Below are 25,175 nucleotides of genomic sequence, written 5' to 3' on the forward strand. Positions count from 1 at the left end.
TTTTATCTCATTTCGGCTGGTTGTACCTGAACAGGGGTAACAAAAAACGCTCTGCTTCACGTAATATTGCCTGGTAATATTCAGGTTCAAGAGTACGCCACAGCCTCTGCAACCACATATCTGCCCCTTCACCGGCTACCATTTGGTTGCCTTCCCATGCCTGAGTCAGCTTACGGCGGGCATTCTTTTGCGTATCGTCGTCCCATAAAATGGCACTATTTTCGGCATCGTAACAGGCTTTTATCCATGCACCCCCACTGTTTGGCAGTAAAACCAGGGGCTGGGACAAGCCTTCCCGATACCCTTCAATTAGTTGGGCAAGGTACTTTTCAGCAAGATCCTTTTCCAATGGTGGAAAGACCCAACCAGAGTCATTACGCCCATACAAACGGCTAATCCCCGTTCCACCGCCAACACAATAGACAAGGTGTTCAATCCAAAGTTGCAAACCATGAGCAACACTGAGCACCGATGGCCGCCAACGTAACAACCCATCAGGTTGGACATGCTGTAACCACCCCGTCAACTTAACACCTGCCAAAGTGATGTTCACTTCTTCCGCTGTATCAGATGCACGCTGCGACAATACCTGGTTGGCAATTTCCTGCATCTCGTCTTGTTGCTGTGCCCAAAAAATTTCACCAAATGGCCCGTAAGGTAAAGCCCCTGCGGCCCGGAATCGGCGATATAACCGGGAAGGTTCCTCTCCGTTTACCAGCGCATTGAGCAATTGCTGATTGACCAGGAAACGATCAAGGCTGTCGAGTTCAAAGGGCTCAGTATCAGGAATTTCTGTTTCATCCAAATGACCACTAATCCTCAACCGCATCTGGAAAAACGCCCTCACCGGATGGCGCCAGAAGCGTTGTAACGCCTCAAGCGCCAACTCCTCAGTTGGCAACTCTGGTAACGGCTGGCGAATAAAATGCGGCTGGGGTTGCCCTACGCCAGAGGCGGCAGGCAGCCACTCATGAGCAAAACTCTGTTGTGTGGTACCAGGAATAAAATTGTCAGCATCGAAAGGCGTTCGTGGATACACCCGCAATAAATGCTCACGTACATGATGTGCGCTGGTGTCAATATCCTGTTGTTCATCGCCCGGCAAATAGTGACTTTGAGCAACATAATCAATCAGTTCCTCAACCAGAACGGATGGATAACGCGGGGTGTTGTCCTGCACCGAGCGGCCTACATAACTGATATAGAGCTTTTCCCTGGCAGAAATGAGTGCTTCAAGGAACAAATACCGGTCGTCATCACGCCGGCTTCGGTCTCCACGGCGTGGTTTTTCGCTCATAAGATCGAACCCCAGCGGTGAGAGTGTTCTGGGGTAAACACCGTCATTCATGCCCAGCAGGCATACGACTTTAAAAGGAATGGAACGCATGGGCATCAGCGTGCAAAAATTAACTGGCCCGGCAAGAAAACGTTGGCTGATACGCTCCTGGTCCAAACGGCCAGTCAGCTCATCACATAATAAACTCAGTGGCACAGGCTCTTGATACTGTGCCTCCAGCGCCTGGTCTATGATGGACTGCCACTGCTTTTCAACCAGAGCGAGCGCGGCCTCTGCATCCGGGTCTGGTGCAAAAAAATCCGCCAGTAGTTCATGGCAAACAGGTGACCACGCCAGTGGAGTACGGGAGGTATTGAGCGTGTCACGCCAGGTTTTCAGGCGCGACAGCAATGTTGCCAGTTGGCCGGCAAGTTCCGCAACCAGGCCACTGGATTCATCATACGGCAGGATATCCCGCCACTCACCTTCAGCACTGTCCATCGCATAGCCCAGTAACATGCGCGTCAGGCCGAATTGCCAGGTATGTTGCCCGGTTACTGGCAGGCCAAGGTCATGGACATTCTCGTCGTCCAGCCCCCAGCGGATACCGGATTCATTCACCCACTGGCGTAAATACCCTAACCCGTCTTCATCAATGCCAAACCTGGCTGCTACTGCCGGCACTTCAAGTAATGCCAGAACATCTTCAGAAGTAAAGCGGCTGACTGGCAGGGCCAGTAGAGCAAGGAAAGCCTGCATCGCGGGGTGAGCCTGGCTGGCCCGGCGGTCAGAAATAGCAAACGGAACATAACGTTTCCCCTGCGCACTACCGAATACTGCCTGAATATAAGGGCTGTAACTGTCAATATCCGCAACCATCACAATGATGTCACGCGCTGACAGTTCAGACTGATTTGCCAGCAATGCCAGCAAGTAATCATGTAACACTTCCACTTCACGCTGGGGGCTGTGGCACAAGTGGAAAGTCAGACTCGTATCATCCACAGCCAGGCACTGCTTATAAGTACTGTGCTCAAAGCGTTCAGGGGTCAGACCTTCTTCCGTGGTATTGCTAAGGGTTAACACGTCATCCTGCAGACGGTGCAACAGCGTATCGCGCTCACCATCAACGAACACATCCAGATCATTAATATGTTCAAGGTCCGCCAACAACCAGGTGTAATCGCGGCCCAGTTTGCCCCATGAAGCCAGTAACGTGTTAGGAAGTTCCTGCTCGCCGTTATCATCAAACAATGAGTCCAGAGCCTCTTCGTCTCTGAACAGGGAACGTGACTCATCTGACTGGTGTCGTTTGCGTTGGCGAGTAACTAAACGGGCAAGCCAGGCCTGGTCTTTAATATCCCCCCAGTAATAACGGCACGGATTGGTGAACAACAAGTGAACGTCAATATGCCTCCCCAATGCTTCCAGCGCCTGGAGATAAACCGGCGGCAGAGCGGAAATCCCGCAAATAAAGACACGCGAAGGCAGGCCTTCTGGCACCGTATCACTGGTTTCAAGGGCATGGATAAATCGGGTATATAACCCGGCGCGGTGCCAGCCAGGCTGGCCCAGTTCAGCAGTATGTGCGACCAGTGCCCGCCATAATGGTGCCTGCCACACCTGGGCATCGTCTAATTCACCAAGTAACTGCCCGCTCTCCCAGGCAGTCAGCCATTCGGGCCGATACACCAGGTACTGGTCATAAAGGTCAGCTACCCGTGAAGCAAGTTGGAAGCACTTACGCTGGTCGATGTCATCGTCAAGGTAATGGCGCAGAGCCGCAAACTCAGGCTCTGGTATCATGGCTGGTAACAGTGACATGAGTTTCCAGGTCATCCCGGGTTTACTGAAGGCACTCTCCTGCGGAATGCCCGGCAGAACCGTGACAAACATTTCCCAGATAAAACGTGCCGGTAAGGGAAATGACATGTTAGCAGCAATACCGAATTTCTGTGCCAGAGTCATTTGCAACCATTGCGCCATCCCGGTGCTTTGCACCAATACCACTTCTTCAGCGAAGGGGTCGGGTAATGGTTGTTGCTCAATAATAAACGCCATGATCTCTTCCAGAACGTCCAGGCGATTTGAGTGATAGACCCTTAACATAAAAACTCCTGACTACCGTGCCAGTGGACAATGTAAACGAGATAGCTCGCCCTGTCTGCCTCCCGGGCTTACCAACTGAACCTGAAGCGTAAAACATGCCCCTTCTTCCCGCCGGGTGCGGCTTAACAGCCAGCCTTCAGGTAAGGGCGGGGCAACAATATTAACTTGCTGGCTGGCAAAGCGCCCAACCAGTAAGAATTCACGCTGCGCCTGTATGCCCTGCGACATTTCATGCTGCAGTGCCACCAGTGCCGCCAACATTATTGCAGACATCACGACTGCAGCCAGTGTCTCAACCAGGCTGAAACCTTGCTGGTTGCGTGCTATGGCAATATGCATGCTTTATTCTCAGATAATGGACAAAAATCAATCCACCCCTGGGGTAACCAGGTGATTCCGGTGTCTGTGGGTGTCCCCCACCGCCATAAGATCAAATGTGCCTTCTCATTATGTTCCTCTGCGGGCGTTTCGGGGCTTGCTGCCAGTAATACACGCGCCTGAGAAATCTGGCGCATACAGGCGCGCCCTGCCCCATTTGCCGGTACCTGGCAAAGCCAGTCAGTTGCCGGAGACCATTGCTGCTGCGTTCCCCATGCCAGCAGCGTAAACGCCATATTCCATTGCGCCAGGGCTGCGCGCTCCTGGTGAATACGGCGAAAACGCATTTCATACTGCTGTGTCTGCCCCGCCAGTACTAACATCCCTAACAAAAACAGCATCAGGACAACAACCAGTGTTGATGCACCATCTTGCTTTTTCATGGCAAATTATACCCTGCCACGCTGTGAAGCACAGACAGGCTAACCTGAGGATAACGGCGTAAGTAGCCAGCCAGCGAGACCTCAAAGACTGCCGGGTTCTGTGCTAATGGTGTGACAGTAAAACGAGTCACTGCCATCCATTCCGGGTCAGTAACACGCTCCCACGTACCTTGCTGGCAATCCGGGGCCCCCCGGCTGGTTTGCAGACTTTCTCCCTGAATGCGAAACCCAAATTGAGCAGGTTGCGCGGCGGGTAAAACAGGCCATTTCCCCGAGCTGTCACTATCCCACTGCACAACCAGACACCCCGGTTGCAGGTATATTGGAGAGCCAGCACATTCCCCATTACAGTAACCAGCCCGTTGAATATGCTTACCTACCATAAATGCCAGTTGCCAGAGCTCATCATCCAGTTGCATACGCTGAGTTTCCCGGCTTACCTGAAGAGTAAGAAAAGGCAATACTTTCATCACAGAAGGTAATAAAACTGCGCTAATGGCGAGGGCAAGCATCAGTTCCATAAGAGTGAAGCCGCGCTGTCTGGCTATTCGCATAATGTGTCTCCAGGCCCGCACACCCGAATTCTCCCCCATGCGGAGATAATAAGTTGCCCCTCACCTGCCGGGCTGCGCACAGTTATCCGGCCAGTGCGGGCAGTGTTACGGACACCGTAAAACCCCAGCCCGTCGGTCATACCCACCAACTGAATTTCAGGTGTTACCGGGGTATAAACCTGACGGGATGATGAGGTACACCCACCATAAATATGTTCAGTTGTGCTGATACACCACAAGCCATTTTCCTGATGGATATACAAGCGCACATCCTGATTTTTCCAGTTAGCATCATCTCGCCATGACATTAAAAATGCGCGTAACAGATTGATACTTTGCACCAGGCGCTGTTGCTGTTGCCAGCGCAACCACTGGGCATAACTGCCTACAGACAACCCCGCGACAATCACCATGACGACCAACATTTCCAATAGTGTAAAACCCGCATTGTTTCGTTTTTTCATGGTGGCAATTTGCCAGAGAGGTTCAGAAGAAGTGAAGGACGATATGGCAATTCAGGAAGGCTGACTGACAAAAACTTAACAAGGAATGTAAACGTTACAAGGCATTGCGAGCGCTGCCGAAAAAGCATGCAGGTAAAACCGTTAACATAACAGATGGCAGGCACAAAAAAACCCGCATCGCAGGATGCGGGCTAAGGTTACTGGCAAACAAGAAATTTTGTTTGCTGTGAGCAACCGGACGAGCCGCGCTTAGATAGCCACCGGCGCTTTAATTGCCGGATGCGGGTCGTACCCTTCGATTGCAAAGTCATCAAACTGGTAGTCAAATATTGACGCTGGTTTACGCTTGATAACCAGTTCAGGCAATGGACGCGGCTCCCGGGTCAGTTGCAGATTTGCCTGTTCAAGATGATTCATATACAGGTGAGTATCGCCACCGGTCCAGACGAAGTCTCCGGGGATTAAATCACACTGTTGCGCCACCATATGCACCAGAAGCGCATAGCTGGCAATATTGAATGGCAGACCCAGGAACACATCGCAAGAGCGCTGGTACAACTGGCAGGACAGCTTGCCATCGGCGACATAGAACTGGAAAAACGCGTGGCAGGGTGCCAGTGCCATTTTGTCCAGTTCAGACACATTCCATGCGGAAACGATAATACGGCGTGAATCAGGGTCGTTTTTTAGCTGTTCAATAACCCGGGTTATTTGGTCAATATGTTCACCGTCAGGTGTAGGCCACGCGCGCCATTGTTTGCCGTATACTGGCCCCAGATCACCCTTTTCATCTGCCCACTCGTCCCAAATCGTGACATTGTTATCACGCAGGTATGCGATGTTGGTATCCCCTTTCAGGAACCACAACAGTTCATGGATGATTGAGCGCAAATGGCAGCGTTTTGTCGTCACCAGCGGGAAGCCTTCCTGCAGATTGAAACGCATTTGGTGACCAAAGATTGAACGCGTACCGGTGCCGGTACGGTCATTCTTAAACGTGCCTTCATCCAGCACTTTTTTCATCAAATCAAGATACTGTTTCATGTTTTCTCACGATAACTGCGGCTGGCCTTTGTGACGATATGCCCAGACCATCATCACCACGCCAGCCAAGATCATTGGAATGGAAAGAATTTGCCCCATGCTGATGTACTGAACCCAGGCACCGGTAAACTGCGCATCAGGCTGGCGGAAGAATTCGACAATAATACGAAACGCGCCATAGCCTATCAGGAATAAACCGGATACAGCCCCTGCCGGACGAGGTTTACGAATAAACACATTCAGAATAATAAATAGTACGATCCCTTCGAGGAAGAGTTCATACAGTTGGGATGGGTGGCGGGGCAGCACGCCGTATTTATCAAACAAAGCCTGCCATTGCGGGTGACTTGGTAACAGCGCGATATCTTCACTACGTGACCCGGGGAACAGCATGGCAAACCGGAAGTTAGGGTCAACTCGCCCCCACAACTCACCGTTGATAAAGTTACCCAAACGCCCGGCACCCAGGCCAAATGGGATTAATGGCGCAATGAAATCAGATACCTGGAAAAAAGTCCGTTTCGTACGACGGGCAAACCAAAGCATCACGCAAATCACGCCAATCAGCCCGCCATGGAATGACATGCCGCCATCCCACACTTTGAATAAATACAACGGATTATTAAGAAACGATGGCAGATTATAAAACAGGACATAACCAATGCGGCCACCTAAAAAGACACCGAGAAAACCCGCATAAAGTAAGTTTTCCACTTCATTTTTTGTCCAGCCGCTTCCCGGGCGATTGGCCCGGCGCGTAGCCAGCCACATTGCAAAAACGAACCCAACCAGGTACATGACACCATACCAGTGGAGGGAGACAGGGCCGAGAGAGAAAATGACCGGGTCAAAGTCAGGGAAATGCAGATAGCCAGTGTTCATAGTCACCATATAAACGCTTATTTTTCTGCCCAAAAGCAGACTGTTGGTCATGCGTACACGGAGCATACGCGCCAGAAAGCGCGCATGATATCACAAAGGCAACAGCCAGCGGGTTGTCGAGTTGTAAAGAACTATTCAACCAGTAAAGCCGCTAACGGCCACCGCGAATAAGCCCACCCATGGAACGACGTTCCATAAATGCCGCCACCTGATGGCGAATTTCCGTGGTCATTTGCAGCTCCAGCGCACGTTTTGCCAGATCCTGCGCTTCTGCGATTTCAATATGACGTAACAAATATTTAATACGAGGTACTGAACGGCCATTCATTGATAAATGGTGATATCCAAGGCCAACCAGAAGCGCAACACACATCGGATCTCCGGCCATTTCGCCACATACGCATAAATCCAGACCAACCTGCTCTGCTTGTTCGGCAATCATTTTCAGCGCGCGTAATACAGCCGGATGCAAACTGTCATACAGGTTTGCTACACGCGTATTGTTCCGGTCAACCGCCAGTAAATACTGAGTCAGGTCGTTGGTACCCACAGAGATAAAATCAACCCGCCCGGTAAGATCCGGTAACAGGAACACCATAGAGGGTACTTCAACCATAATACCAATACGCGGACGGGGAATGTTGTATCCCAGCATTTCCTCCACTTCACGCCCAGCCCGTTCAATCAGACGCCTGGCTTCGTCGATTTCATCAAGGCTGGTTATCATTGGCAGCAAAATACTCAAGTTTTCGCTGGCTACGTTAGCTCGCAACATTGCGCGCATCTGCACCAGAAAAATCTCGGGTTGATCAAGCGTTATGCGGATTCCGCGCCAGCCAAGGCATGGATTCTCTTCACTGATAGGCATGTAAGGTAGTTGTTTATCTGCCCCGACATCCAGTGTTCGCAAAGTAACAGGCTTACCGTTAAACATTTGCAACATACCCTGATACTGCGCTACCTGCTCATCTTCCGAAGGAAAACCAGCCTGTAACATGAAGGGGATTTCTGTACGGTATAAACCAATCCCGTCAATTCGGTCGCCCAGCTTATCTTCATGTTGTGGGCTAAGACCGGCATTGAGCATGACCTGGATACGTTCGCCGCTTTTCAGTTGAGCGGGTTGCTCAACTTCACCTTCTGCCAGTTTACTCAGCTCAAGCTCTTCGGTTATCAGCCGCTGATATTCTTGCTCAAGTACCGGTTCCGGGTCGACCAGTACTTCACCACGGTAACCATCGACCACCAGGGTTCGGTTATGCAACATGCCGGGTTGCATGTCTGCTCCCATAACCGTAGGGATACCCAGTGCGCGAACCATAATTGCGGCGTGAGAGTTGGCAGCGCCATCACGCACCACAACCCCCACCAGCCTGTCTGTGGGTAACTCTGCCAGGGTCGCCGCGGATAGCTCATCCGCCACCAGAACAAAGCGTTCAGGCCAGGTATCGGGGCTTTGAATCGTGTCATCGAGATGGAAAAGAATGCGCTGCCCAAGTGTGCGTAAGTCACCGGCACGCTCTTTCAGATAACCATCGGTGAGCTCAGCAAACTGGGCGGCAAATTTCTCAATAATTTTTTTAACAGCCCACTCAGCAACCGCCCCTCCGTCAACTTCGTCGAACAACTCTCGACGCAGACGGGCATCACTCAATAAATGCGAATAGAGATCAAAAATTGCGGCTGTTTCTTTTTGCGCACCAGCAGAAAAGCGCTTGCTGTAGCGACGGAACTCATTAGCTGCCTCTTCCAGCGCTCCGGTCAGGCGCTCACGCTCAAGGCTCTTATCCAACGCCGAAGCTTCGAAGACCTGCTCAATCAGTGGCGACGTGGTATCCATCCACCCGGGGCCGATTGCCACACCAGGTGAGGCCGCCAGCGCACGAATACGGGTTTGGCGGTATTGCCCGAATAATGAGGTCAACTGAGATTGGGACAAAATGGCGGCCATTTGGGTGGCCAGCGTAACTAAAAAAGATTCTTCGCTTTCATCAAACTGGCGAAGTTCTCTTTGTTGCACCACCAGTACGCCCAGGAGCTGCCGGCGCTGGATAATAGGTACACCCAGAAAGGCTTTGAAGCGCTCTTCTTTAACGGCGGGAATATACTTAAAACTGGGGTGTTTTTGCGCATCAGCCAGGTTAATAGGCTCTGCAAGGCGCCCAACCAACCCAACCAGACCTTCGTCGTACGCCAGTGTGATGGTACGCCCACGTGGTTTTTTCAGCCCGCGGGTTGCCATTAAGTAGTAACAACGCCTGTCCTGGTCTGCCAGATATACCGAGCAAACCTCAGTGTTCATCGCCTGACAGATGTCAGTAACCAGAATATCCAGCGCCTCGTTTAAACGAGGCGCACTGGCGACCTTCTCTACTATTTCTCGCAACCGCGTTAACATATATCGTCTGTATTAACCTCTTTTACGCCGATAGTTAGCATTAGCAGCCGTGTTACGTTGCGGCGCGATCTCCTGCAATGCCATAACAACACTGGCGAACTCTTTCATTACCCGCCGGTAGACATCCCGCTTGAAGGAAACGACCTGGCGAACCGGATACCAGTAACTTACCCAACGCCAGCCATCAAACTCAGGCGTACTGCTGGTTTGCATATTGATATCAGTATCATTGCTCATCAACTGTAAAAGAAACCACTTCTGCTTCTGGCCTATACAGACGGGTTTTGTATCCCAACGCACCAAACGTTTCGGTAATTTGTAACGTAACCAGTTTCGGGTCGAGGCAAGAATCCGGACATCTTTACGCTGTAATCCGACTTCTTCAAAAAGCTCCCGGTACATCGCCTGTTCAGGCGACTCGCCGGGGTTTATACCTCCCTGAGGGAATTGCCAGGAGTGCTGACCAAAACGTCTGGCCCACATTACCTGTCCCTGGCGATTACAGATCACAATACCTACATTCGGGCGGTAGCCATCATCATCGATCACTGGACTACCTCAAAATAAACCTGGATACGTTTGATTGTTTCATACTCCTGTATGACGGTAAACCACTGTATGTGGGCAAGTACAAACGAATAACAATTGAATAACTCACAGAACATGCCTCAGTTATAAACACCCGGACAGCAATAACCGCGGTTTTATTCACTTTTTCTGTGGATATCATTGTGAAGAAGTACCGTATTACTCAGGGAAAACTAGTGACAGGTTGCGTAGCTCTCGTATTAAGTGGGGAATTAACTTCATAAATATCATTATATTAAAAAAGAAATCACCACAACCGAGCCCTGAAAAGTGATATTCATCACATTAAGGATCGACATGCTGATGAAAGATCAACCAGCGCCGATTTTATCCACAACTTATGCCAGTATCTTAGGCACAATTTGTCTGAAAATTGGATTTTATTCGCAAGTCAAGGCTGTAAATCAAACCAGTAGTTGCCACTTTTCCCGGTTATCCCACTTTTCTGTGGATAACCCGGTGTAAGATCCTGTTTATTCCCAGTGACCAGAATTGGAAAACCTTCGGACTGCCCAATAATTCTGTGGATGAATAATAAAAAATAGCTTAAAAATCATAAAACTGTAATTTCTTTTAGCATAACGGTAAACTGAGTGGATAACCCTGCACTTATGCGTTCAATTTTTAATCACTCAGGTGAATATCGTTATGCCCATCCTTCGTCCTCTGTCACATCCCCCCTCAAGCGAGCTGGAGCTGGTTAATCAGGCGCAACAATTGGCGGGTATGGCATTAGGCGAACTGGCAACACTGGCAGGAATGAACACCCCGCCAAATCTGAAGCGCGATAAAGGCTGGACCGGGGTTTTGCTTGAACGCTGGTTAGGCGCCAGTGCCGGGAGTAAACCTGAACAGGATTTTGCCGACCTGGGGATTGAGCTGAAAACCATTCCCATAGATGCTCAGGGGCGACCGCTGGAAACCACATTTGTGTGTGTAGCCCCACTCACGGGTAATACCGGTGTTGTATGGGAAACCAGCCATGTGCGCCATAAACTGCACCGGGTGTTGTGGGTTCCTGTAGAAGGTGAACGTAGCATTCCTCCAGGTGAGCGTCGCGTCGGTTCACCATTACTCTGGTCGCCTTCTGAAGAAGAGGATGACCAGCTACGCCGTGACTGGGAAGAATTGATGGATATGATTGTGCTGGGCCAGGTTGAGCGAATAACCGCACGCCATGGCGAAGTGCTGCAAATTCGCCCCAAAGCCGCTAACAGCAAGGCACTGACCGAAGCCATTGGGGAAAATGGGCAACCTATAATGACACTCCCCCGTGGCTTCTATTTAAAGAAAAATTTCACAGGCGCTATTCTCGCGCGGCACTTCATGCTGTAAAGCACAATAACCAGCCTGTATCAGACCAATCTGCTCCTAATATACCCAGGCAACAATACACCCGGCATCCTTGTAACAGGCAACTCTGCAACGCATTCAGGTTTGGGTATATAATATTTCCTTTCCTTTATTTTCAGGGTTTTTTGATGTTATTTGCATGGATAACCGACCCCAATGCCTGGCTGGCGCTGGGAACACTGACGCTGCTGGAAATTGTTCTGGGCATCGATAATATTATTTTTCTCTCTCTGGTGGTTGCCAAACTTCCCAAAGCACAACAAAACAAAGCCCGCCGCCTCGGTCTGATGGGGGCGATGGTAATGCGTTTACTGCTACTGGCCTCCATTGCCTGGGTAACGCGCTTAACGAATCCACTTTTCTCTCTGGCGGGCCATGCAATTTCATTGCGTGATTTAATTCTTATGGCTGGCGGGCTATTTCTTATCTGGAAAGCCAGTAAAGAAATACATGAAACGATAGAAGGTGATGAAGAGGATTTACGTACCAATGTGCATTCTTTCTTCGGTGCCATTGTTCAGATAATGCTGCTGGATATTATCTTCAGCCTGGACTCTGTGATTACAGCCGTAGGCTTATCTGACCACCTGTTTATAATGATGGCCGCCGTGGTTATTGCAGTCGGAATTATGATGTTCGCAGCCAGGCCGATTGGTGAGTTCGTCAGCCGACACCCTTCAGTAAAAATGCTGGCACTGTCTTTCCTGATTCTGGTGGGGTTCACGCTTATTTTGGAAAGCGTTGGCATTCATATACCTAAGGGTTACATTTACTTCGCAATGTTCTTCTCAATTGCGGTAGAAAGCCTGAATTTGTTACGAAATAAAAAAAAATCGCATTAATTTTACCGTGCGCGTGACCAACGCGCACTTATTTACATTTTTTCAGAATATACTGCTTCCTGAATTCTATGTAGTTCGCTATTAATAGTATAACTTCACAACCCTGAGAGGAAAATAATGATGAATAAATGGGCTGTCGCCATTTCCGCCGTGGGTCTGGTTTTTACTGTTTCTGGTTGTAGCAGCGATTACGTTATGGCAACCAAAGATGGCCGGATGATTCTTACTGATGGTAAGCCTCAGGTTGATAATGACACCGGCATGATCAGCTATGAAGATCAGAAAGGGAATAAGTTACAAATCAACCGCAACGAAGTCTCACAAATTATCAAACGCTAAACCTCACCCGGCTGGCTCAATGCCAGCCAGTAATTTTTTACTTCCCCTTTGTCGCCCGCTCTGCCATTTTGATAGCCCCCCAACAATTAATTGTGGTGGGCTTGTAGAATACGTCGCGATAAATCTGGCTCCATGAGGCCACGCAGCCTGCACGCCAACCCGCCTGTACAATTGAATGGCAGGAAACTGTTGTCGGGAAGCGACTCGTTGTAAACAACAAAAAGAAGGAAACCGGCTATGCATTATCACCGTATTCCCCACAGCTCACTTGAAGTCAGCGCCCTGGGCCTTGGGACAATGACATTTGGTGAGCAAAACAGCGAAGCTGAGGCCCACCTTCAGCTCGACTACGCCGTAAACCAGGGCATTAACCTGATAGATGTCGCAGAAATGTATCCCGTGCCTCCCCGCCCGGAAACTCAGGGTCTGACCGAAACCTACGTAGGCAACTGGTTACATAAACGCGGTAACCGTGAAAAACTGGTTATTGCTTCAAAAGTGAGTGGTCCTTCACGTAATAGCGACAGTGGTATCCGGCCAGATCAGTGTCTTGACCGCAAAAATATTCGTGCGGCGCTGGATGCCAGCCTCAAACGCCTGCAAACCGACTACCTTGACCTGTACCAGGTTCACTGGCCACAACGTGCCACCAATTGTTTTGGCAAGCTGGGGTATACCTGGACTGAAAACAAGCCAGCAGTGACGTTGCTGGAAACCCTGGAAGCCTTAACGGAATTACAACGCGCCGGTAAAATTCGCTATATCGGCGTTTCCAACGAAACTGCCTGGGGCGTGATGCGCTATCTCAATCTGGCAGAAAAACACGACCTGCCGCGTATTGTGACCATTCAGAACCCGTACAGTTTGCTTAACCGCAGTTTCGAGGTAGGTCTGGCCGAGGTGAGCCAGTATGAAGGTGTGGAGTTGCTGGCATACTCCTGTCTCGCTTTTGGTACGCTAACAGGTAAATACCTTAATGGGGCCCGCCCGGCGGGTGCCAGAAACACGTTATTCAGCCGTTTTACCCGTTACAGCAGTGAGCAGGCAGAACAGGCAGTGGCCGCTTATGTTGAGGTGGCAAAACGCCATAATCTGGATCCGGCGCAAATGGCGCTGGCGTTTGTTCGCCAGCAGGCGTTTGTTGCCAGTACCTTGCTGGGAGCAACCAGTATTGAACAGTTAGAAACAAATATTGGCAGCTATAACCTGACACTGTCTGAAGATGTGCTCGCAGAACTGGAAGCGGTACACAAGCGCTATACCTACCCGGCACCATAACCACTACGTTGCCTGTTTTCACAGGCAACGTTACCCCTGGCCCGTTAAGGCGCTGTGCGCTGGCGGGCTTTTTTATCCTGGCCGCGCTTCCACATCCACAGGCCACAGATAGCCACAGCAAACAGCACACCAAACCCAACACCAATGCCAATCACTGGTACACCCACTTTCACCGCCAGTGAGTAAAGACCAAGCATCAGCAACATGGCGATGTTTTCACCCAGGTTTTGGACTGCAATAGCATTGCCTGCTCCCACAGTATGTTTACCTCTGTCCTGTAACAAAGCATTCAGTGGCACAACAAAAAAGCCGCCCAACATCCCAATCACCATCAACAGAACATAAGCAGGCAACAGGCTGTGTTGTACGGCGAAAAAGGCCACGCCAACACCAATCAGCACCCCGGCTGGCATGCACCGGGCAACCGTTTTAAGCGTGACCAGGCGCGCTGCGGCTCCTGCACCGGCCACAATGCCAATCGCTACCATCGCGTTAAGATAGGTTGGCGTGGCGTTGTCCGTCAGCCCCAGCGCAACGGGTACCCACAGCACCAATAAGAAACGCAGAGTCACCCCTGCGCCCCAGAACATGCTGGTTCCCACCAGCGAAAAACGGGTCTCTCCCATATGCCAGAGTGTGCGGCAGGCCAAAGAAAAGTGCGCCACCATTTTCCCCGGATGCCAGGATAACCCGGTACGTGCAGGTTGCAGGCGGGGAATCAAAAAGTTTGCCGCCACTGCACCACCATAAACCAGTACACACACTCCCAGCGCCGCCAGTATGTGCCAGTCAGCCAGTACCCCCCCGGCCACTGAGCCCATAAGAATGGCGGCAATGGTTGAGGACTCCATCAAACCATTGGCTTTAACCAAACGGTCGCCGGTAGTCAGCTCACCCAGAATGCCATATTTCGCTGGCGAGTATGCCGCTGCGCCAATCCCAACCAGGGTATAGCCGACAAACGGATTCAACCCGGCGCAAATCACCGCTGCACCAAACAATTTCAGGGCGTTGGCAATCATCATTACTCGCCCTTTGGCAAGGCTGTCAGCAAACTGTCCGACAAAGGGGGCGAACAAAATATAAGCGCCAACAAATACCATTTGCAGTACCGGCTGGCTCCAGTCCGGGTAGAATTGCTGTTTGAGTACTGCCAGGGTGGCAAATAGCAATGCATTATCGCCAAACGCAGACAGGAACTGAGCCACCATCACCGCCATCATGCCGCGCGAATACAACCCTTGCTGAACCTCTGGTGCCTTAGCCATTAACGTTTTCTCCTTCAGCAACCATACTGGTCAGAGTTACAAAGTCAGGTTTGCCACTGCCCAGCAACGGCAGTTGCTTAAGGAAGCGGATATCACGGGGAACCGCCAGTTCTGGCATGCCCTGCTCACGCGCCTGGCGTAACAAACGTTCGCGAGTCAGTTCGCTGTCTGTGGTATACAGCACCAGCGCTTCACCTTTACTGGCATCATGGCGGATAACCGTGGCATGTAATTTTTCAGGGGAAACACCCAGCGCCAGTTGCTCAACGGCCTCCAGTGAAACCATTTCACCGGCAATCTTGGCAAAACGCTTTGCGCGGCCCTGAATAACGCAGAACCCCTGGTTATCAAACGCAACAATATCGCCAGTGTCGTACCAGCCTTCTTCAGGCTCACCATACTGATTTTCTGCACAAGGCGTTTCGAGGTAGCCCGGCTTTTCTACCCGCAAGTAACCTTTCATGATATTAGGACCTTTGAGCTGTAAACGCCCGCCGTCACTGATACCTGGAACAGCCAACAAACGTGCATCCATTCCCGGAAGAATACGCCCCACAGTGCCACTTTTTGCCGCCATAGGGACATTGATTGATACCACGGGAGCACATTCCGTCACGCCATAACCTTCAAGCACACGTAAACCAAATTTTTCCTGCCACAACGCGCGGGTTGTTTCCTGGAGTTTTTCGGCCCCAGCCACGACATAGCGAACTTTGAAGAAATCGTAAGGGTTAGCAAAGCGCCCGTAATTAGCAAGGAATGTAGGAGTACCGAATAACACCGTACAGTTACGGTCATAAACCAGTTCAGGGACAACCCGATAATGTAACGGGCTCGGGTAGAGAAAAACCTCGGCACCTGTCAGTAAAGGGGTTAATAACCCAACGGTTAATCCGAATGAATGGAACAAGGGTAATGCCGACATAAAGCGATCGCGTGCGGTAAAATCAGCAATGGTGCGAATTTGCTCAACGTTTGCCAGCAGGCTTTTGTGGCTGTGTACCACGCCTTTCGGGTGGCCTTCAGAGCCAGAAGTAAACAAAACCAGAGCTTCGTCTTCAGGCTGTTGAGCAACCTGAGCACAGCGAGGTACCAGAAGGTGTGCGAAGATCCAGGCTTTGTCACTGAATGTGATATCGGCTTTTAAATCCTCAAGGAATACCCATTTAACCTGAGTCAGTTGCTCCGGCAGGTGCCATAGTTTGCCTTTATCAAGAAACTGCCTGGACGTGAATACCGTTTTAATCTCTGCGGCAGTAATAGCGCTGGTCAGCCCTTTAACTCCGGCGGTGTAATTCATCATGGCCGGAATTCGCCCCCGGGAAACAGCCCCGAAAATAACCGCAGCCGAAATACCGGCATTAGGCAGCATCAGGCCAATTCGCTCACCTTTCTGGCTGTATTTTTCGAGGACCCGGCCGACGAAGAGGATCTTAGTCAGTAACTTCCGGTAGGTGTCTGGTGTGAAATTAATATCTTCAATACAGTGTTTGCGGGAGCCATAGCGGCGCTGTGCCGACAAAAGTGCTTCGAACAACGTTTCGCGCGGGCGAACAGCCATACGCGCTTCCATCATGATTTGGTGCAACATTTCCCCGGCCATGCGGCGGCGGTCGCGCGCTTTAGGGGCCTGCGGCATAGGCAATGAAGTCGGGGGAAGGATATGCAGCGTAATTCGTGGAAACAGGCGGCGTTTTACCACCCCTTTCAGGCGGCTGAAAAATGTCAGTTCAGCACCATCAATACGCAACGGTACAACAGTCGCCTGTGTTTTGGCAGCGACAAACCCGGCACCATCATAGATTTTCATCAGTGACCCCGTTGTACTGATACGCCCTTCCGGGAATATCACTACCGGCCTGCCCTGCTCAACCAGGCGAACCAGGTGCTTAATTGACATCGGCTTTGTCGGGTCCAGAGGAACAAAATCAATAATGGGGCGTAACCAGCGCATGAACCATTGGTTACTGATGGAGGTATAGACCGCAAAAACGGGCCTGACGGGAAGAAACAGTGCTAACAACACGCCATCGAGAAAAGAGACATGGTTCGGCGTAATCAGCACCCGCTCACTGGACAGCGCCGCGTTATCCCCACTGACAGTGACGCGAAAAACTATTCTGAACACTGCGCGAAAAAGACCAAAAAGCATATCAACTCCCTTTGTAGTCGGAAACCTGGACAGCCATAAATGAATACAGGGAGAGAGAGTACACGACTTACCAGACGGGAGCGACTGAATATCTGCAGAGTAAAAAAAACCTGCGCATCCGCGCAGGCTGGTGTAATGCTTGAGTTCAGCGAAAATTGGCTGACATCACCTATCAATACCTCTGGGACTTTTATCCTGACGGGTTGGCGGGCAATACACCACCTCTAAAAAGCAAGTAAATTGGGCGAATTGCAACCAGGTATGTCTTTTACAGATTTATGTTACAACACTGAAAAAAAACAAAAAAAAACCTGCGCATCCGCGCAGGCTGGTGTAATACTTGTGTTCAGCTAAAAAGCGGCTGACATCACCTATCAATACCTCTGGGATAATCAATTTACCAGCAGGCTCCTTTGCACCGCCACCCGTGAATCGCAACAGGCTTTCGCAAAGTGTAAGCAAAAATTTGCCCTGACATGCTTTCCACTCATCCCAGATAAACCGATTACACTATTTTGTTTTTTTGTGAGATGTCTGGGCAGAGCAACGGGCATTTACTTGATGTGAAGGGTTTTTTCCGCAACACTAAAGGAAGTGTAATCGTTTCCCCTAAATTTAAGGTCCGCTATGGCGACAATAAAGGATGTGGCCCGGCTGGCAGGTGTTTCTGTCGCCACTGTTTCACGAGTCATCAATGACTCCCCAAAGGCCAGCGAGGCATCACGCCTGGCGGTGACAAACGCGATGCAGGAACTGAACTACCACCCCAATGCGAATGCACGGGCGCTGGCACAACAAAATACGGAAACGATTGGTCTGGTCGTTGGTGATGTTTCTGATCCTTTTTTTGGTGCAATGGTAAAAGCCGTGGAACAAGTGGCTTACCACACTGGCAATTTTTTGCTGATAGGCAATGGCTACCATATTGAGAAAAAAGAGCACCAGGCTATTGAGCAACTGATACGCCACCGCTGTGCCGCACTGGTGGTTCACGCCAAGATGATCCCGGACAGTGAACTGATGCCGTTGATGCGGCAAATCCCCGGGATGGTGTTAATCAACCGTACACTCCCTGGTTATGAAAAACGCTGTGTGGCTCTGGACGACCGCTATGGCGCATTTATTGCCACCCGGCACCTTATTCAGCAAGGGCATACAGAGATTGGTTACTTATGCTCCAACCACCAGATATCTGATGCCACAGACCGCCTGCAGGGTTATTACGATGCTCTGAAAGCCCATGATATCCCTACTCAGGACAGGCTGGTGGCTTTTGCCGAGCCAGATGAAAGTGGTGGCGAGCAGGCTATGACTGAGTTGCTGGGCAGAGGGCGAAGTTTTACTGCCGTTGCCTGTTATAATGACTCGATGGCTGCAGGTGCCATGGGGGTTTTGAGCGATAATGGCATTGAAGTGCCACGGGAAATATCACTGATTGGCTTCGATGACATTCTCATTTCCAGATACATGCGCCCGCAACTCACCACAGTCCGTTACCCTATCGTCACCATGGCGACACAAGCCGCAGAGTTAGCGCTTGCCCTTGCGGAAAACAGGCCCATTCCGGAAATTACACATATGTTCAGCCCGACGCTGGTACGCCGCCATTCCGTCACGGCGCCAGCGGAGCTTCATAACGACTGATGGTAGAGATGAACGGGTTTGTCTGGTGTATCCAGCCCGTCACCAATGTAGCGCCAGCCAAAGCGCTCGTAGTACTCTTTACAGGCCGAGTACAGATACAGGTCACTAAACCCTTGTTTGCGGGCGTACTGCATCACATGGTGCTGTAACGACTCCCCCAGCCCTTGCCCACGCCATGGGGTATCGACATACAGGGCTGCCAGCCAGGGCCATAAATCCTGGCGGCTTATCAAATCACACCGCCATAACCCCACTGTCCCACAAAGTTGCCCCTGGTCGTTGGCAACAAAAGTAATGGGCAAAGCGCCAGGCTGCTGGCTGTGCTGTACTATGCTGGCATAGAAACCAGCATAATCGGCCCCACCGAAAGCTTCGGTGAGCCAGCGGGTAACCTGTGGTGCAAAATGCGCAGCCTGGTACAGAGGCTGGATTATCATTGCAACTTCCCCTGAAAAATGGGAACAGATTCAAACAGGTAGCCATCGAAATCCGGTGCGTCGGCATCAGAAAACTCCAGCATACTGTGTTTAAGATTTTCTAAATGTTGCCACATTGCCTGCCATGCGCCCATTACATCCCGGCGCCGTAGAGCGGCCAGAATGGTCTGGTGATCCCCCATCCATTTAAGCCGGTAAGCACGCGTTTCAATATGCCCACGCATGTGCTGCCATAACGGGCTGGCATCCATATGGCGCCAGATACTTTCCACTGTCTCCAGTAACATCTGGTTCTGTGAAGAACCCGCCAGCAGCAGATGAAAAACCTTATTGTTATCCTGGCTGGTATCATTCAGCGCAATAGCACGCTGCTCTTGCTCCAGGATACGTTTGAGATTATCGATATCTGCTTTAGTGGCCATTTTCGCCGCAAAAGCGGCAATATTGCTCTCGAGTAACTGCCTGGCCTGTAGCATTTCAAACGGGCCAATTTCACTATTAAAAAAGCGCTCTTCTTCCTCTTCGTTTTCCGCCGGAATACGCATCACATACACACCGGATCCCTGGCGAATATCTACCACACCCTGCAGTTCAAGCATGAGTAACGCTTCCCTGACGATAGTGCGACTGACCCCATATTTTTCAGCAATCATACGCTCGGTGGGTAAACGCGACCCCACAGGGTGCAATCCCTGAATAATATGGTTTCTGAGATCATCGCCTATCTCCTGATACTGTTTTTTTTCTGGCGGAACGGCCATCTTTTCCACGATGTCACCTGTGAGCATTACTATCAGCATAAAACCGCCGGGGAAAACGCTACTCATCTGTTCCCGGCGGAAATTTATGCTAGCTTACCAAACTCATTGCCTGATCGAGAACTTTCGCGCCGTTAAGCGTGCCATAGGCCACAGGATCGATAACAGCTATCGGGATCTGGTGTGCATCCGTCAACTTTTTGTTTTCAGCCAATTTAAACCGTACTTGCGGCCCCAGCAGCACCACCTGAATATCAGCACCAAAGTTCTCAAGTTCATCACGCAGGCCCTGTTCCGCAATCGCATAAATTTCAACGGTCATGCCACGCTCCCCGGCCTCCTTACGCATTTTGGTCACCACCAGTGAAGTGGACATCCCGGCAGAACAACACAGTACAATACGTTTCATGGTTATCCCCTATTTCCATTCGTCATCAACTGAGAGAGCCAATACCCGTGAATCGCGAATCTGGCGAAACCAGTACGCTGATTTTTTCAGGCGGCGATCACGGTTATTTTCAAGGTCGATTTCGACCAGCCCATACCGGTTCTTAAATGCGTTCATTGGCGAAACATTGTCAGTAAATGCCCACACCATATAGCCAAGGCAATTTGCGCCAGCTTCACGGGCACGCAATGCCTGAAAGAGATGTTCGCTATAGAATTCAATGCGGTAGTCATCTTCAATTACACCATCGCTGTTACGAAAACGCCCTTCATTTTCAATGCCCATACCATTTTCTGCGATGAACCACGGTATATTGCGGTAGTCTGTTTTCAGGCGCATAGCCATGTCATAAATGATTTGTGGGTAGATTTCCCAACCCCGTGATGTGTTCATTCTCCGTCCGGGCAGTGTAAAAGGCTCGTAATAGCAGGCAGGGTGAAATGGCGTTTCCGGGTTCCAGGCATGAGAAGGCGCCTGAACCCGGTGGGGGTAATACAGATTGATACCCAGTTCATCAACGCAGTTATCCCGCATCACAGCAAGATCGTTTTCGCTGTAATGCCAGGCAACTTCATGGCGGGCGAGTGTATCCAGCAGTAATTCGGGATAGCAGCCATGTACCATTGGGTCAAGAAACACCCGGTTATAGAACAAGTCATACATTTGTGCAGCTTTTTGATCATGAGCCGCACTGGAACGCGGATAGGTAACTTCCGGATTCAGGATGCAGCCAATCGTACCCGGATACCCTTTTTCCCTGAATAACTGGATAGCTCTCGCGGTTGCAAGGTTCTTGTGGTGATTCCATTGCATCCAGGTACCCGTATTTTGCTCATGGGGCCAGCGCAGGGCATCCAGGTAGACCCGGGTTTGCACCACAACCGGTTCATTAAACGTATACCAACGGCGTACTTTTGCATGGAAACGTTCAAATACTTTCCCGACATAACGCACAAACAGCTCAACAACCTCACGGGATGCCCACCCTCCGTCATTGTCAAATAACTCAGCGGGTAGCTCATAATGTTCCAGGCAGATCATGGGCTCAATGCCTGCACGAATCAGTTCATCGAGCACATTATCAATGTATGTCGCATAGTCTTCATCGACCACCGCATTACGGTAATCGGTGAAAAAACGTGACCAGTTAATTGAAGTGCGAAAATGAGTCAGCCCGGCCTGTTTCATCAGGGCGACATCTTCTTTGTACCGTTGATAGAAGTTCGTGGCGACAGCAGGACCATAGCCGTTATGCCATACATGGCGTTCGCGTTTGTACCATGCGTCCATCCATGAATCCTGCCCAGGCTGCTTCCCCTGCCAACCTTCTGTCTGCCAGGCTGAAGCGGCAGCGCCTAAAATAAAATCGTCCGGAATAGTTTTCGTTATTGATGCCATGATTTCCCTCATGCATTAGTGGGTGTGACACTTTGCTGCCGCTGTGCCTGCTCTGCACGATACGAAGCAATTTTTACAAAGGGTAAATAAATCAGTACCGAAACCAGGATACACACCAGTTGAGTCACTACTGCGCCCATAGAACCTGCTGTTGAAAGCCAGGCATTGATTAATGGCGGCGTTGTCCAGGGCACCATAACGACAGCTTTGCCAGCAAACCCGGTAACCGTGGCGAAATAGCCAATCGTTCCTGTAACCAGTGGTGTAATAATGAAAGGTACGGCGAGAATGGGGTTGAGCATAATCGGCATACCAAATATGACAGGTTCATTAATATTGAACACACCAGGCCCAATAGAAAGCTTGGCTATTTCCTTCATTTCTTTACGCCGGGTGGCAATCATTACCGCAAGCAACAGGCCAATTGTCAGGCCTGAGCCGCCAATACTCATGTAAACATCCCAAAATGGCATGGTAATAATATTCGGTACTTCTTTACCCTGTTCAAATGCTGACATATTGACGGTAATCGCCCCAAGCAAAAGAGGTTCGCGAATGGGCTTGATCATCTGATTACCATGAATGCCTATCACCCAAAATAACTGGGCAACAAACATCAAAAACAATATTCCCGGCAAACTTTGTACCACCCGTTCCAGCGGTTGCTGTACGACCTGGTACACCGCATCATATAAATACATGCCAGTAAGTTGATGAAAGATAAAGCCCAGGGTGGCAACCAGTGATGTGGTAATAATCGCCGGGATAAGCGCAGAAAAAGAGGCAGACACGTTAGGCGGTACTGTGTCAGGCATCTTAATTTTCAGGCGGTCGCGGTTTTCCAGCCAGGTATAGATTTCCACTGAAAAAATGGCGATAAACATGCCGAGAAATAAGCTGCGGGTATCGGAAAATTGCCGGGCCAGCACATCTTTCACCATATGTAACTGGCCATCCACCATCATTTCCACTGTGGTCGGTGTGACACAGATAAAACAGATAACGGCCAGTAACCCTGGGAACAGGGTTTTCATGCCATTAATCCGCCCCAATTCAATACCGATTAAAAACACAGCACCGATATTAAGAAAGTTTAATGTGGCGTAATTCAGTGCACTGGTAATCGGTTTCAGGGTGGAAAGGAAAGAAAACATCTCAAAACTGGCTAATCCATTTTTGGCGTCCAGAACCATATTCGAGATAAGCACAGAGAATGCACCGACTATAATCACTGGCATCAGTGTAATGAATGCAGCTTTGATTGCCATGATATAGCGGTAGCTATTGAATCGGGTGGCAAAACTCCCGAGGGAGTCGATAAGCTTTTCCTGTAAAGCCATGAGTTAATACCTCATATCGCAATTATTGTTATGTCAACGTGGGTACAGCAACCTCTATTTGGCATACCAAAAAGTAGTATCAGATAGGTTAATAAACTGTGACGAGATTCTCACAAGACAAATTTGGTATTCCAGTAAGATAAATATCACGAATTTTGGCATACCAAATAAGGTGAACTATGTTTGATTTCGAAAATTGCGTAATGGGGTTGCTGGTTCATGCAGGAGAAGCGCGTTCATGTGCCATGCAGGCGATGCAACTGGCTCGTGAGCAGCAATGGGATGAGGCACGCAAGGCACTGGCTGATGCGGATACTGCGGCCAGAGAAGCGCACAAAGTACAAACCGCATTAATCAGCGAAGATGAAGGTAGTGGGAAAATTGCCGTGCCGTTGATCCTGGTTCATGCCCAGGATCATCTGATGACAGCTATGCTATGCCGGGATCTGGCAGAAGAAATGATTCTCCTGCGCGAAGATATTTGGCATACGAAGCAAGGCTAACAAGCTTAGCCTGCTCCTGCGGAATTAACATTGCTCAAGTTGCAGCAACTCTTCAATGGTCTGGCGGCGGCGAATCAGGCGCGGGACGCCCTGTTCGAATAATACTTCAGGCAGTAATGGGCGGCTGTTGTAATTAGAAGACATAGAAGCACCATATGCCCCGGTATCATGCAGCACCAGGTAGTCACCAACATGCACTTCAGGTAACTGGCGTGGCTCGACCATGCCACCTTCCAGTTGGGTAAAGACATCGCCAGATTCACACAACGGGCCCGCGACAACGGTCCCCCGGGTGGAAGCCATGTCAACACTGCGCCCCGCTCCTGGCAACACAGAGATATGGTGATAACTGCCGTACATGGCCGGGCGCATCAGGTCATTGAACCCGGCGTCCACCAGCACAAAATGGCGGCTGCCCATATCTTTCACGCCGCGTACCTGGGTAACCAGCACACCCGCTTCAGCCACCAGAAAACGGCCAGGTTCAATTTCCAGTTTTACCGGATGCCCTAAATGCGCAGCAATTTTCTCGCGCGCCGCATTCCACAGACCAAAATAATGTGCAGTGTCAATCGATTCCTCATCATAATGATAGGGAACAGATAAACCACCACCCGCTGAAATGGCTTCAAGATCCTGACCGAACTGCACCACCTGGCTTACCATGGCATCACACACTTGTTCCAGATGGCCGTAATCGACACCGGAACCAATATGCATATGCAGCCCCACCAGTTTCAACTGGTAACGCTGAATCACGCGCAGTGCTTCTGGTAAATCTGCATACCAAATACCGTGCTTGCTGTTTTCTCCACCGGTGTTGGTTTTCTGACTGTGGCCATGACCAAACCCCGGGTTAATACGCAGCCAGACACGGTGGCCGGGCGAACTCTCGCCAACCTGTTCCAGCATATCCACCGAACCGGCATTAACAGGAATGTGCAATTCGCGCACCCGTTCAAGCGTTGCCTCATCAATCACATCTGCCGTAAAGACCACATCATCACCCTGCGCTACCGGGTCAAACCCCGCTACCAGAGCGCGCTCAATTTCCCCCAGAGATACGGCATCCACGCGAACCCCCTGCTCGCGCATCAGGCGAAGAATATGGGTGTTGGAACAGGCCTTTTGGGCAAAGCGAATCACATCAAACTGGGCGAGTTGCGCAATCTGCCGGGTGATAACGTCAGCATCATAAGCCCATACCGGGCACCCGAACTTTTCTGCCAGTGGTAATAAATGAGTGGCATTTAACGCAGTTTCGGTGGTGTTCAGCGGACGCGGCATAACAGATTTTCCTGGCTCGATAAAAGGTGATAACGCCATTACGCCACACTCA

The 25,175-nt window shown here is 50.4% G+C and carries 24 protein-coding genes; 7 read left to right on the top strand and 17 right to left on the bottom strand.

Translation table 11 applies throughout. From position 1 onward, the window contains the following. Nucleotides 1-7 precede the first annotated feature (7 nt). The 9 genes from recC to rppH form a co-directional block, all read right to left on the bottom strand. On the bottom strand, nucleotides 8-3,385 hold the full coding sequence (recC, locus tag A9B99_RS21410; protein ID WP_064601099.1) for an exodeoxyribonuclease V subunit gamma: 3,378 nt from the start codon (nucleotides 3,383-3,385) through the stop codon (nucleotides 8-10). Between the two features lie 12 nt (nucleotides 3,386-3,397). Continuing rightward, nucleotides 3,398-3,724 (bottom strand): prepilin-type N-terminal cleavage/methylation domain-containing protein, encoded by a 327-nt coding sequence (locus A9B99_RS21415; RefSeq protein WP_064601100.1) that lies wholly within the window; start codon nucleotides 3,722-3,724, stop codon nucleotides 3,398-3,400. Then, entirely contained in the window at nucleotides 3,709-4,146 is a 438-nt protein-coding gene (locus A9B99_RS21420) for a DUF2509 family protein (RefSeq protein WP_064601102.1), read from the bottom strand. The genes A9B99_RS21415 and A9B99_RS21420 overlap by 16 nt, the downstream gene beginning before the upstream one ends. Beyond that, nucleotides 4,143-4,700 carry a prepilin peptidase-dependent protein gene (locus tag A9B99_RS21425; protein ID WP_064601104.1) on the bottom strand — a complete coding sequence of 186 codons (558 nt, stop codon included), beginning with the start codon at nucleotides 4,698-4,700 and terminating at the stop codon, nucleotides 4,143-4,145. Before A9B99_RS21425 ends, A9B99_RS21420 begins: the two co-directional genes overlap by 4 nt. Further along, the gene (locus A9B99_RS21430) at nucleotides 4,691-5,164 is read right to left on the bottom strand and encodes a prepilin peptidase-dependent protein (protein WP_064601106.1); all 474 of its coding nucleotides are present in this window, start codon (nucleotides 5,162-5,164) and stop codon (nucleotides 4,691-4,693) included. Before A9B99_RS21430 ends, A9B99_RS21425 begins: the two co-directional genes overlap by 10 nt. Before the next feature lie 249 nt (nucleotides 5,165-5,413). Continuing rightward, nucleotides 5,414-6,208 carry a thymidylate synthase gene (gene thyA, locus A9B99_RS21435; RefSeq protein WP_064601108.1) on the bottom strand — a complete coding sequence of 265 codons (795 nt, stop codon included), beginning with the start codon at nucleotides 6,206-6,208 and terminating at the stop codon, nucleotides 5,414-5,416. Between the two features lie 6 nt (nucleotides 6,209-6,214). Then, nucleotides 6,215-7,090 carry a prolipoprotein diacylglyceryl transferase gene (lgt, locus tag A9B99_RS21440; RefSeq protein ID WP_064601248.1) on the bottom strand — a complete coding sequence of 292 codons (876 nt, stop codon included), beginning with the start codon at nucleotides 7,088-7,090 and terminating at the stop codon, nucleotides 6,215-6,217. A 151-nt stretch (nucleotides 7,091-7,241) separates the two neighbouring features. Further along, the gene (gene ptsP / locus A9B99_RS21445) at nucleotides 7,242-9,488 is read right to left on the bottom strand and encodes a phosphoenolpyruvate--protein phosphotransferase (protein ID WP_064601110.1); all 2,247 of its coding nucleotides are present in this window, start codon (nucleotides 9,486-9,488) and stop codon (nucleotides 7,242-7,244) included. A gap of 12 nt (nucleotides 9,489-9,500) precedes the next feature. Continuing rightward, a complete protein-coding gene (gene rppH / locus A9B99_RS21450) occupies nucleotides 9,501-10,037 on the bottom strand; it encodes an RNA pyrophosphohydrolase (protein WP_064601112.1) in 537 nt (178 codons plus the stop codon). Nucleotides 10,038-10,479: 442 nt separating this feature from the next. Here rppH and A9B99_RS24340 point away from each other — a divergent pair, with 442 nt between their 5' ends. From A9B99_RS24340 to A9B99_RS21470, 5 genes are all read left to right on the top strand, one after another. Next, nucleotides 10,480-10,611 (top strand): hypothetical protein, encoded by a 132-nt coding sequence (locus A9B99_RS24340; RefSeq protein ID WP_414855561.1) that lies wholly within the window; start codon nucleotides 10,480-10,482, stop codon nucleotides 10,609-10,611. 113 nt (nucleotides 10,612-10,724) lie between these two features. After that, entirely contained in the window at nucleotides 10,725-11,411 is a 687-nt protein-coding gene (gene mutH / locus A9B99_RS21455; RefSeq protein ID WP_064601114.1) for a DNA mismatch repair endonuclease MutH, read from the top strand. A gap of 146 nt (nucleotides 11,412-11,557) precedes the next feature. Further along, on the top strand, nucleotides 11,558-12,271 hold the full coding sequence (locus A9B99_RS21460) for a TerC family protein (protein ID WP_064601116.1): 714 nt from the start codon (nucleotides 11,558-11,560) through the stop codon (nucleotides 12,269-12,271). A 120-nt stretch (nucleotides 12,272-12,391) separates the two neighbouring features. Beyond that, nucleotides 12,392-12,610, top strand: a complete 219-nt coding sequence (locus A9B99_RS21465; protein ID WP_036102670.1) for a YgdI/YgdR family lipoprotein — start codon at nucleotides 12,392-12,394, stop codon at nucleotides 12,608-12,610. A 237-nt stretch (nucleotides 12,611-12,847) separates the two neighbouring features. Further along, entirely contained in the window at nucleotides 12,848-13,888 is a 1,041-nt protein-coding gene (locus A9B99_RS21470) for an NADP(H)-dependent aldo-keto reductase (RefSeq protein ID WP_064601118.1), read from the top strand. 44 nt (nucleotides 13,889-13,932) lie between these two features. Here the strand turns inward: A9B99_RS21470 and lplT are convergent, their stop codons facing one another. Both lplT and aas read right to left on the bottom strand, forming a co-directional pair. Beyond that, nucleotides 13,933-15,156 (bottom strand): lysophospholipid transporter LplT, encoded by a 1,224-nt coding sequence (gene lplT, locus A9B99_RS21475; protein WP_197499309.1) that lies wholly within the window; start codon nucleotides 15,154-15,156, stop codon nucleotides 13,933-13,935. Beyond that, nucleotides 15,149-17,308: a bifunctional acyl-ACP--phospholipid O-acyltransferase/long-chain-fatty-acid--ACP ligase gene (gene aas / locus A9B99_RS21480; RefSeq protein ID WP_064601120.1), complete on the bottom strand. Its 2,160-nt coding sequence runs from the start codon at nucleotides 17,306-17,308 to the stop codon at nucleotides 15,149-15,151. Before aas ends, lplT begins: the two co-directional genes overlap by 8 nt. A 627-nt stretch (nucleotides 17,309-17,935) precedes the next feature. On the opposite strand from aas, the gene galR reads away from it, so the two are divergent. Further along, on the top strand, nucleotides 17,936-18,952 hold the full coding sequence (gene galR / locus A9B99_RS21490; protein ID WP_064601123.1) for an HTH-type transcriptional regulator GalR: 1,017 nt from the start codon (nucleotides 17,936-17,938) through the stop codon (nucleotides 18,950-18,952). Here galR and A9B99_RS21495 read toward each other — a convergent pair. The 5 genes from A9B99_RS21495 to A9B99_RS21515 all read right to left on the bottom strand — a co-directional run bounded on the left by A9B99_RS21495 (nucleotide 18,940) and on the right by A9B99_RS21515 (nucleotide 23,333). Further along, a complete protein-coding gene (locus A9B99_RS21495; protein WP_064601125.1) occupies nucleotides 18,940-19,389 on the bottom strand; it encodes a GNAT family N-acetyltransferase in 450 nt (149 codons plus the stop codon). The genes galR and A9B99_RS21495 overlap by 13 nt on opposite strands. Next, nucleotides 19,386-20,159: an FCD domain-containing protein gene (locus tag A9B99_RS21500; RefSeq protein WP_064601250.1), complete on the bottom strand. Its 774-nt coding sequence runs from the start codon at nucleotides 20,157-20,159 to the stop codon at nucleotides 19,386-19,388. Before A9B99_RS21500 ends, A9B99_RS21495 begins: the two co-directional genes overlap by 4 nt. 79 nt (nucleotides 20,160-20,238) lie before the next feature. Beyond that, nucleotides 20,239-20,556: a PTS sugar transporter subunit IIB gene (locus tag A9B99_RS21505; RefSeq protein WP_064601127.1), complete on the bottom strand. Its 318-nt coding sequence runs from the start codon at nucleotides 20,554-20,556 to the stop codon at nucleotides 20,239-20,241. A gap of 9 nt (nucleotides 20,557-20,565) precedes the next feature. After that, nucleotides 20,566-21,993 (bottom strand): glycoside hydrolase family 1 protein, encoded by a 1,428-nt coding sequence (locus A9B99_RS21510; protein ID WP_064601251.1) that lies wholly within the window; start codon nucleotides 21,991-21,993, stop codon nucleotides 20,566-20,568. A gap of 8 nt (nucleotides 21,994-22,001) precedes the next feature. Further along, nucleotides 22,002-23,333 (bottom strand): PTS sugar transporter subunit IIC, encoded by a 1,332-nt coding sequence (locus A9B99_RS21515; protein WP_064601129.1) that lies wholly within the window; start codon nucleotides 23,331-23,333, stop codon nucleotides 22,002-22,004. Between the two features lie 179 nt (nucleotides 23,334-23,512). Between A9B99_RS21515 and A9B99_RS21520 the strand changes: the two genes are divergently transcribed. Further along, nucleotides 23,513-23,836, top strand: a complete 324-nt coding sequence (locus tag A9B99_RS21520; RefSeq protein ID WP_064601131.1) for a PTS lactose/cellobiose transporter subunit IIA — start codon at nucleotides 23,513-23,515, stop codon at nucleotides 23,834-23,836. Nucleotides 23,837-23,860: 24 nt separating this feature from the next. Here A9B99_RS21520 and lysA read toward each other — a convergent pair whose 3' ends face one another. Continuing rightward, on the bottom strand, nucleotides 23,861-25,123 hold the full coding sequence (gene lysA / locus A9B99_RS21525; RefSeq protein ID WP_064601133.1) for a diaminopimelate decarboxylase: 1,263 nt from the start codon (nucleotides 25,121-25,123) through the stop codon (nucleotides 23,861-23,863). Nucleotides 25,124-25,175 lie beyond the last annotated feature (52 nt).

This window comes from Mangrovibacter phragmitis (assembly GCF_001655675.1).
In the GTDB taxonomy this organism is placed as follows: domain Bacteria; phylum Pseudomonadota; class Gammaproteobacteria; order Enterobacterales; family Enterobacteriaceae; genus Mangrovibacter; species Mangrovibacter phragmitis.

Bases quoted from the DNA above. Each gene is read 5' to 3' on its own strand.
- recC (WP_064601099.1), bottom strand. From the start codon at position 3,385: ATGTTAAGGGTCTATCACTCAAATCGCCTGGACGTTCTGGAAGAGATC.
- A9B99_RS21415 (WP_064601100.1), bottom strand. From the start codon at position 3,724: ATGCATATTGCCATAGCACGCAACCAGCAAGGTTTCAGCCTGGTTGAG.
- A9B99_RS21420 (WP_064601102.1), bottom strand. From the start codon at position 4,146: ATGAAAAAGCAAGATGGTGCATCAACACTGGTTGTTGTCCTGATGCTG.
- A9B99_RS21425 (WP_064601104.1), bottom strand. From the start codon at position 4,700: ATGCGAATAGCCAGACAGCGCGGCTTCACTCTTATGGAACTGATGCTT.
- A9B99_RS21430 (WP_064601106.1), bottom strand. From the start codon at position 5,164: ATGAAAAAACGAAACAATGCGGGTTTTACACTATTGGAAATGTTGGTC.
- thyA (WP_064601108.1), bottom strand. From the start codon at position 6,208: ATGAAACAGTATCTTGATTTGATGAAAAAAGTGCTGGATGAAGGCACG.
- lgt (WP_064601248.1), bottom strand. From the start codon at position 7,090: ATGAACACTGGCTATCTGCATTTCCCTGACTTTGACCCGGTCATTTTC.
- ptsP (WP_064601110.1), bottom strand. From the start codon at position 9,488: ATGTTAACGCGGTTGCGAGAAATAGTAGAGAAGGTCGCCAGTGCGCCT.
- mutH (WP_064601114.1), top strand. From the start codon at position 10,725: ATGCCCATCCTTCGTCCTCTGTCACATCCCCCCTCAAGCGAGCTGGAG.
- A9B99_RS21460 (WP_064601116.1), top strand. From the start codon at position 11,558: ATGTTATTTGCATGGATAACCGACCCCAATGCCTGGCTGGCGCTGGGA.
- A9B99_RS21465 (WP_036102670.1), top strand. From the start codon at position 12,392: ATGAATAAATGGGCTGTCGCCATTTCCGCCGTGGGTCTGGTTTTTACT.
- A9B99_RS21470 (WP_064601118.1), top strand. From the start codon at position 12,848: ATGCATTATCACCGTATTCCCCACAGCTCACTTGAAGTCAGCGCCCTG.
- lplT (WP_197499309.1), bottom strand. From the start codon at position 15,156: ATGGCTAAGGCACCAGAGGTTCAGCAAGGGTTGTATTCGCGCGGCATG.
- aas (WP_064601120.1), bottom strand. From the start codon at position 17,308: ATGCTTTTTGGTCTTTTTCGCGCAGTGTTCAGAATAGTTTTTCGCGTC.
- galR (WP_064601123.1), top strand. From the start codon at position 17,936: ATGGCGACAATAAAGGATGTGGCCCGGCTGGCAGGTGTTTCTGTCGCC.
- A9B99_RS21495 (WP_064601125.1), bottom strand. From the start codon at position 19,389: ATGATAATCCAGCCTCTGTACCAGGCTGCGCATTTTGCACCACAGGTT.
- A9B99_RS21505 (WP_064601127.1), bottom strand. From the start codon at position 20,556: ATGAAACGTATTGTACTGTGTTGTTCTGCCGGGATGTCCACTTCACTG.
- A9B99_RS21510 (WP_064601251.1), bottom strand. From the start codon at position 21,993: ATGGCATCAATAACGAAAACTATTCCGGACGATTTTATTTTAGGCGCT.
- A9B99_RS21515 (WP_064601129.1), bottom strand. From the start codon at position 23,333: ATGGCTTTACAGGAAAAGCTTATCGACTCCCTCGGGAGTTTTGCCACC.
- A9B99_RS21520 (WP_064601131.1), top strand. From the start codon at position 23,513: ATGTTTGATTTCGAAAATTGCGTAATGGGGTTGCTGGTTCATGCAGGA.
- lysA (WP_064601133.1), bottom strand. From the start codon at position 25,123: ATGCCGCGTCCGCTGAACACCACCGAAACTGCGTTAAATGCCACTCAT.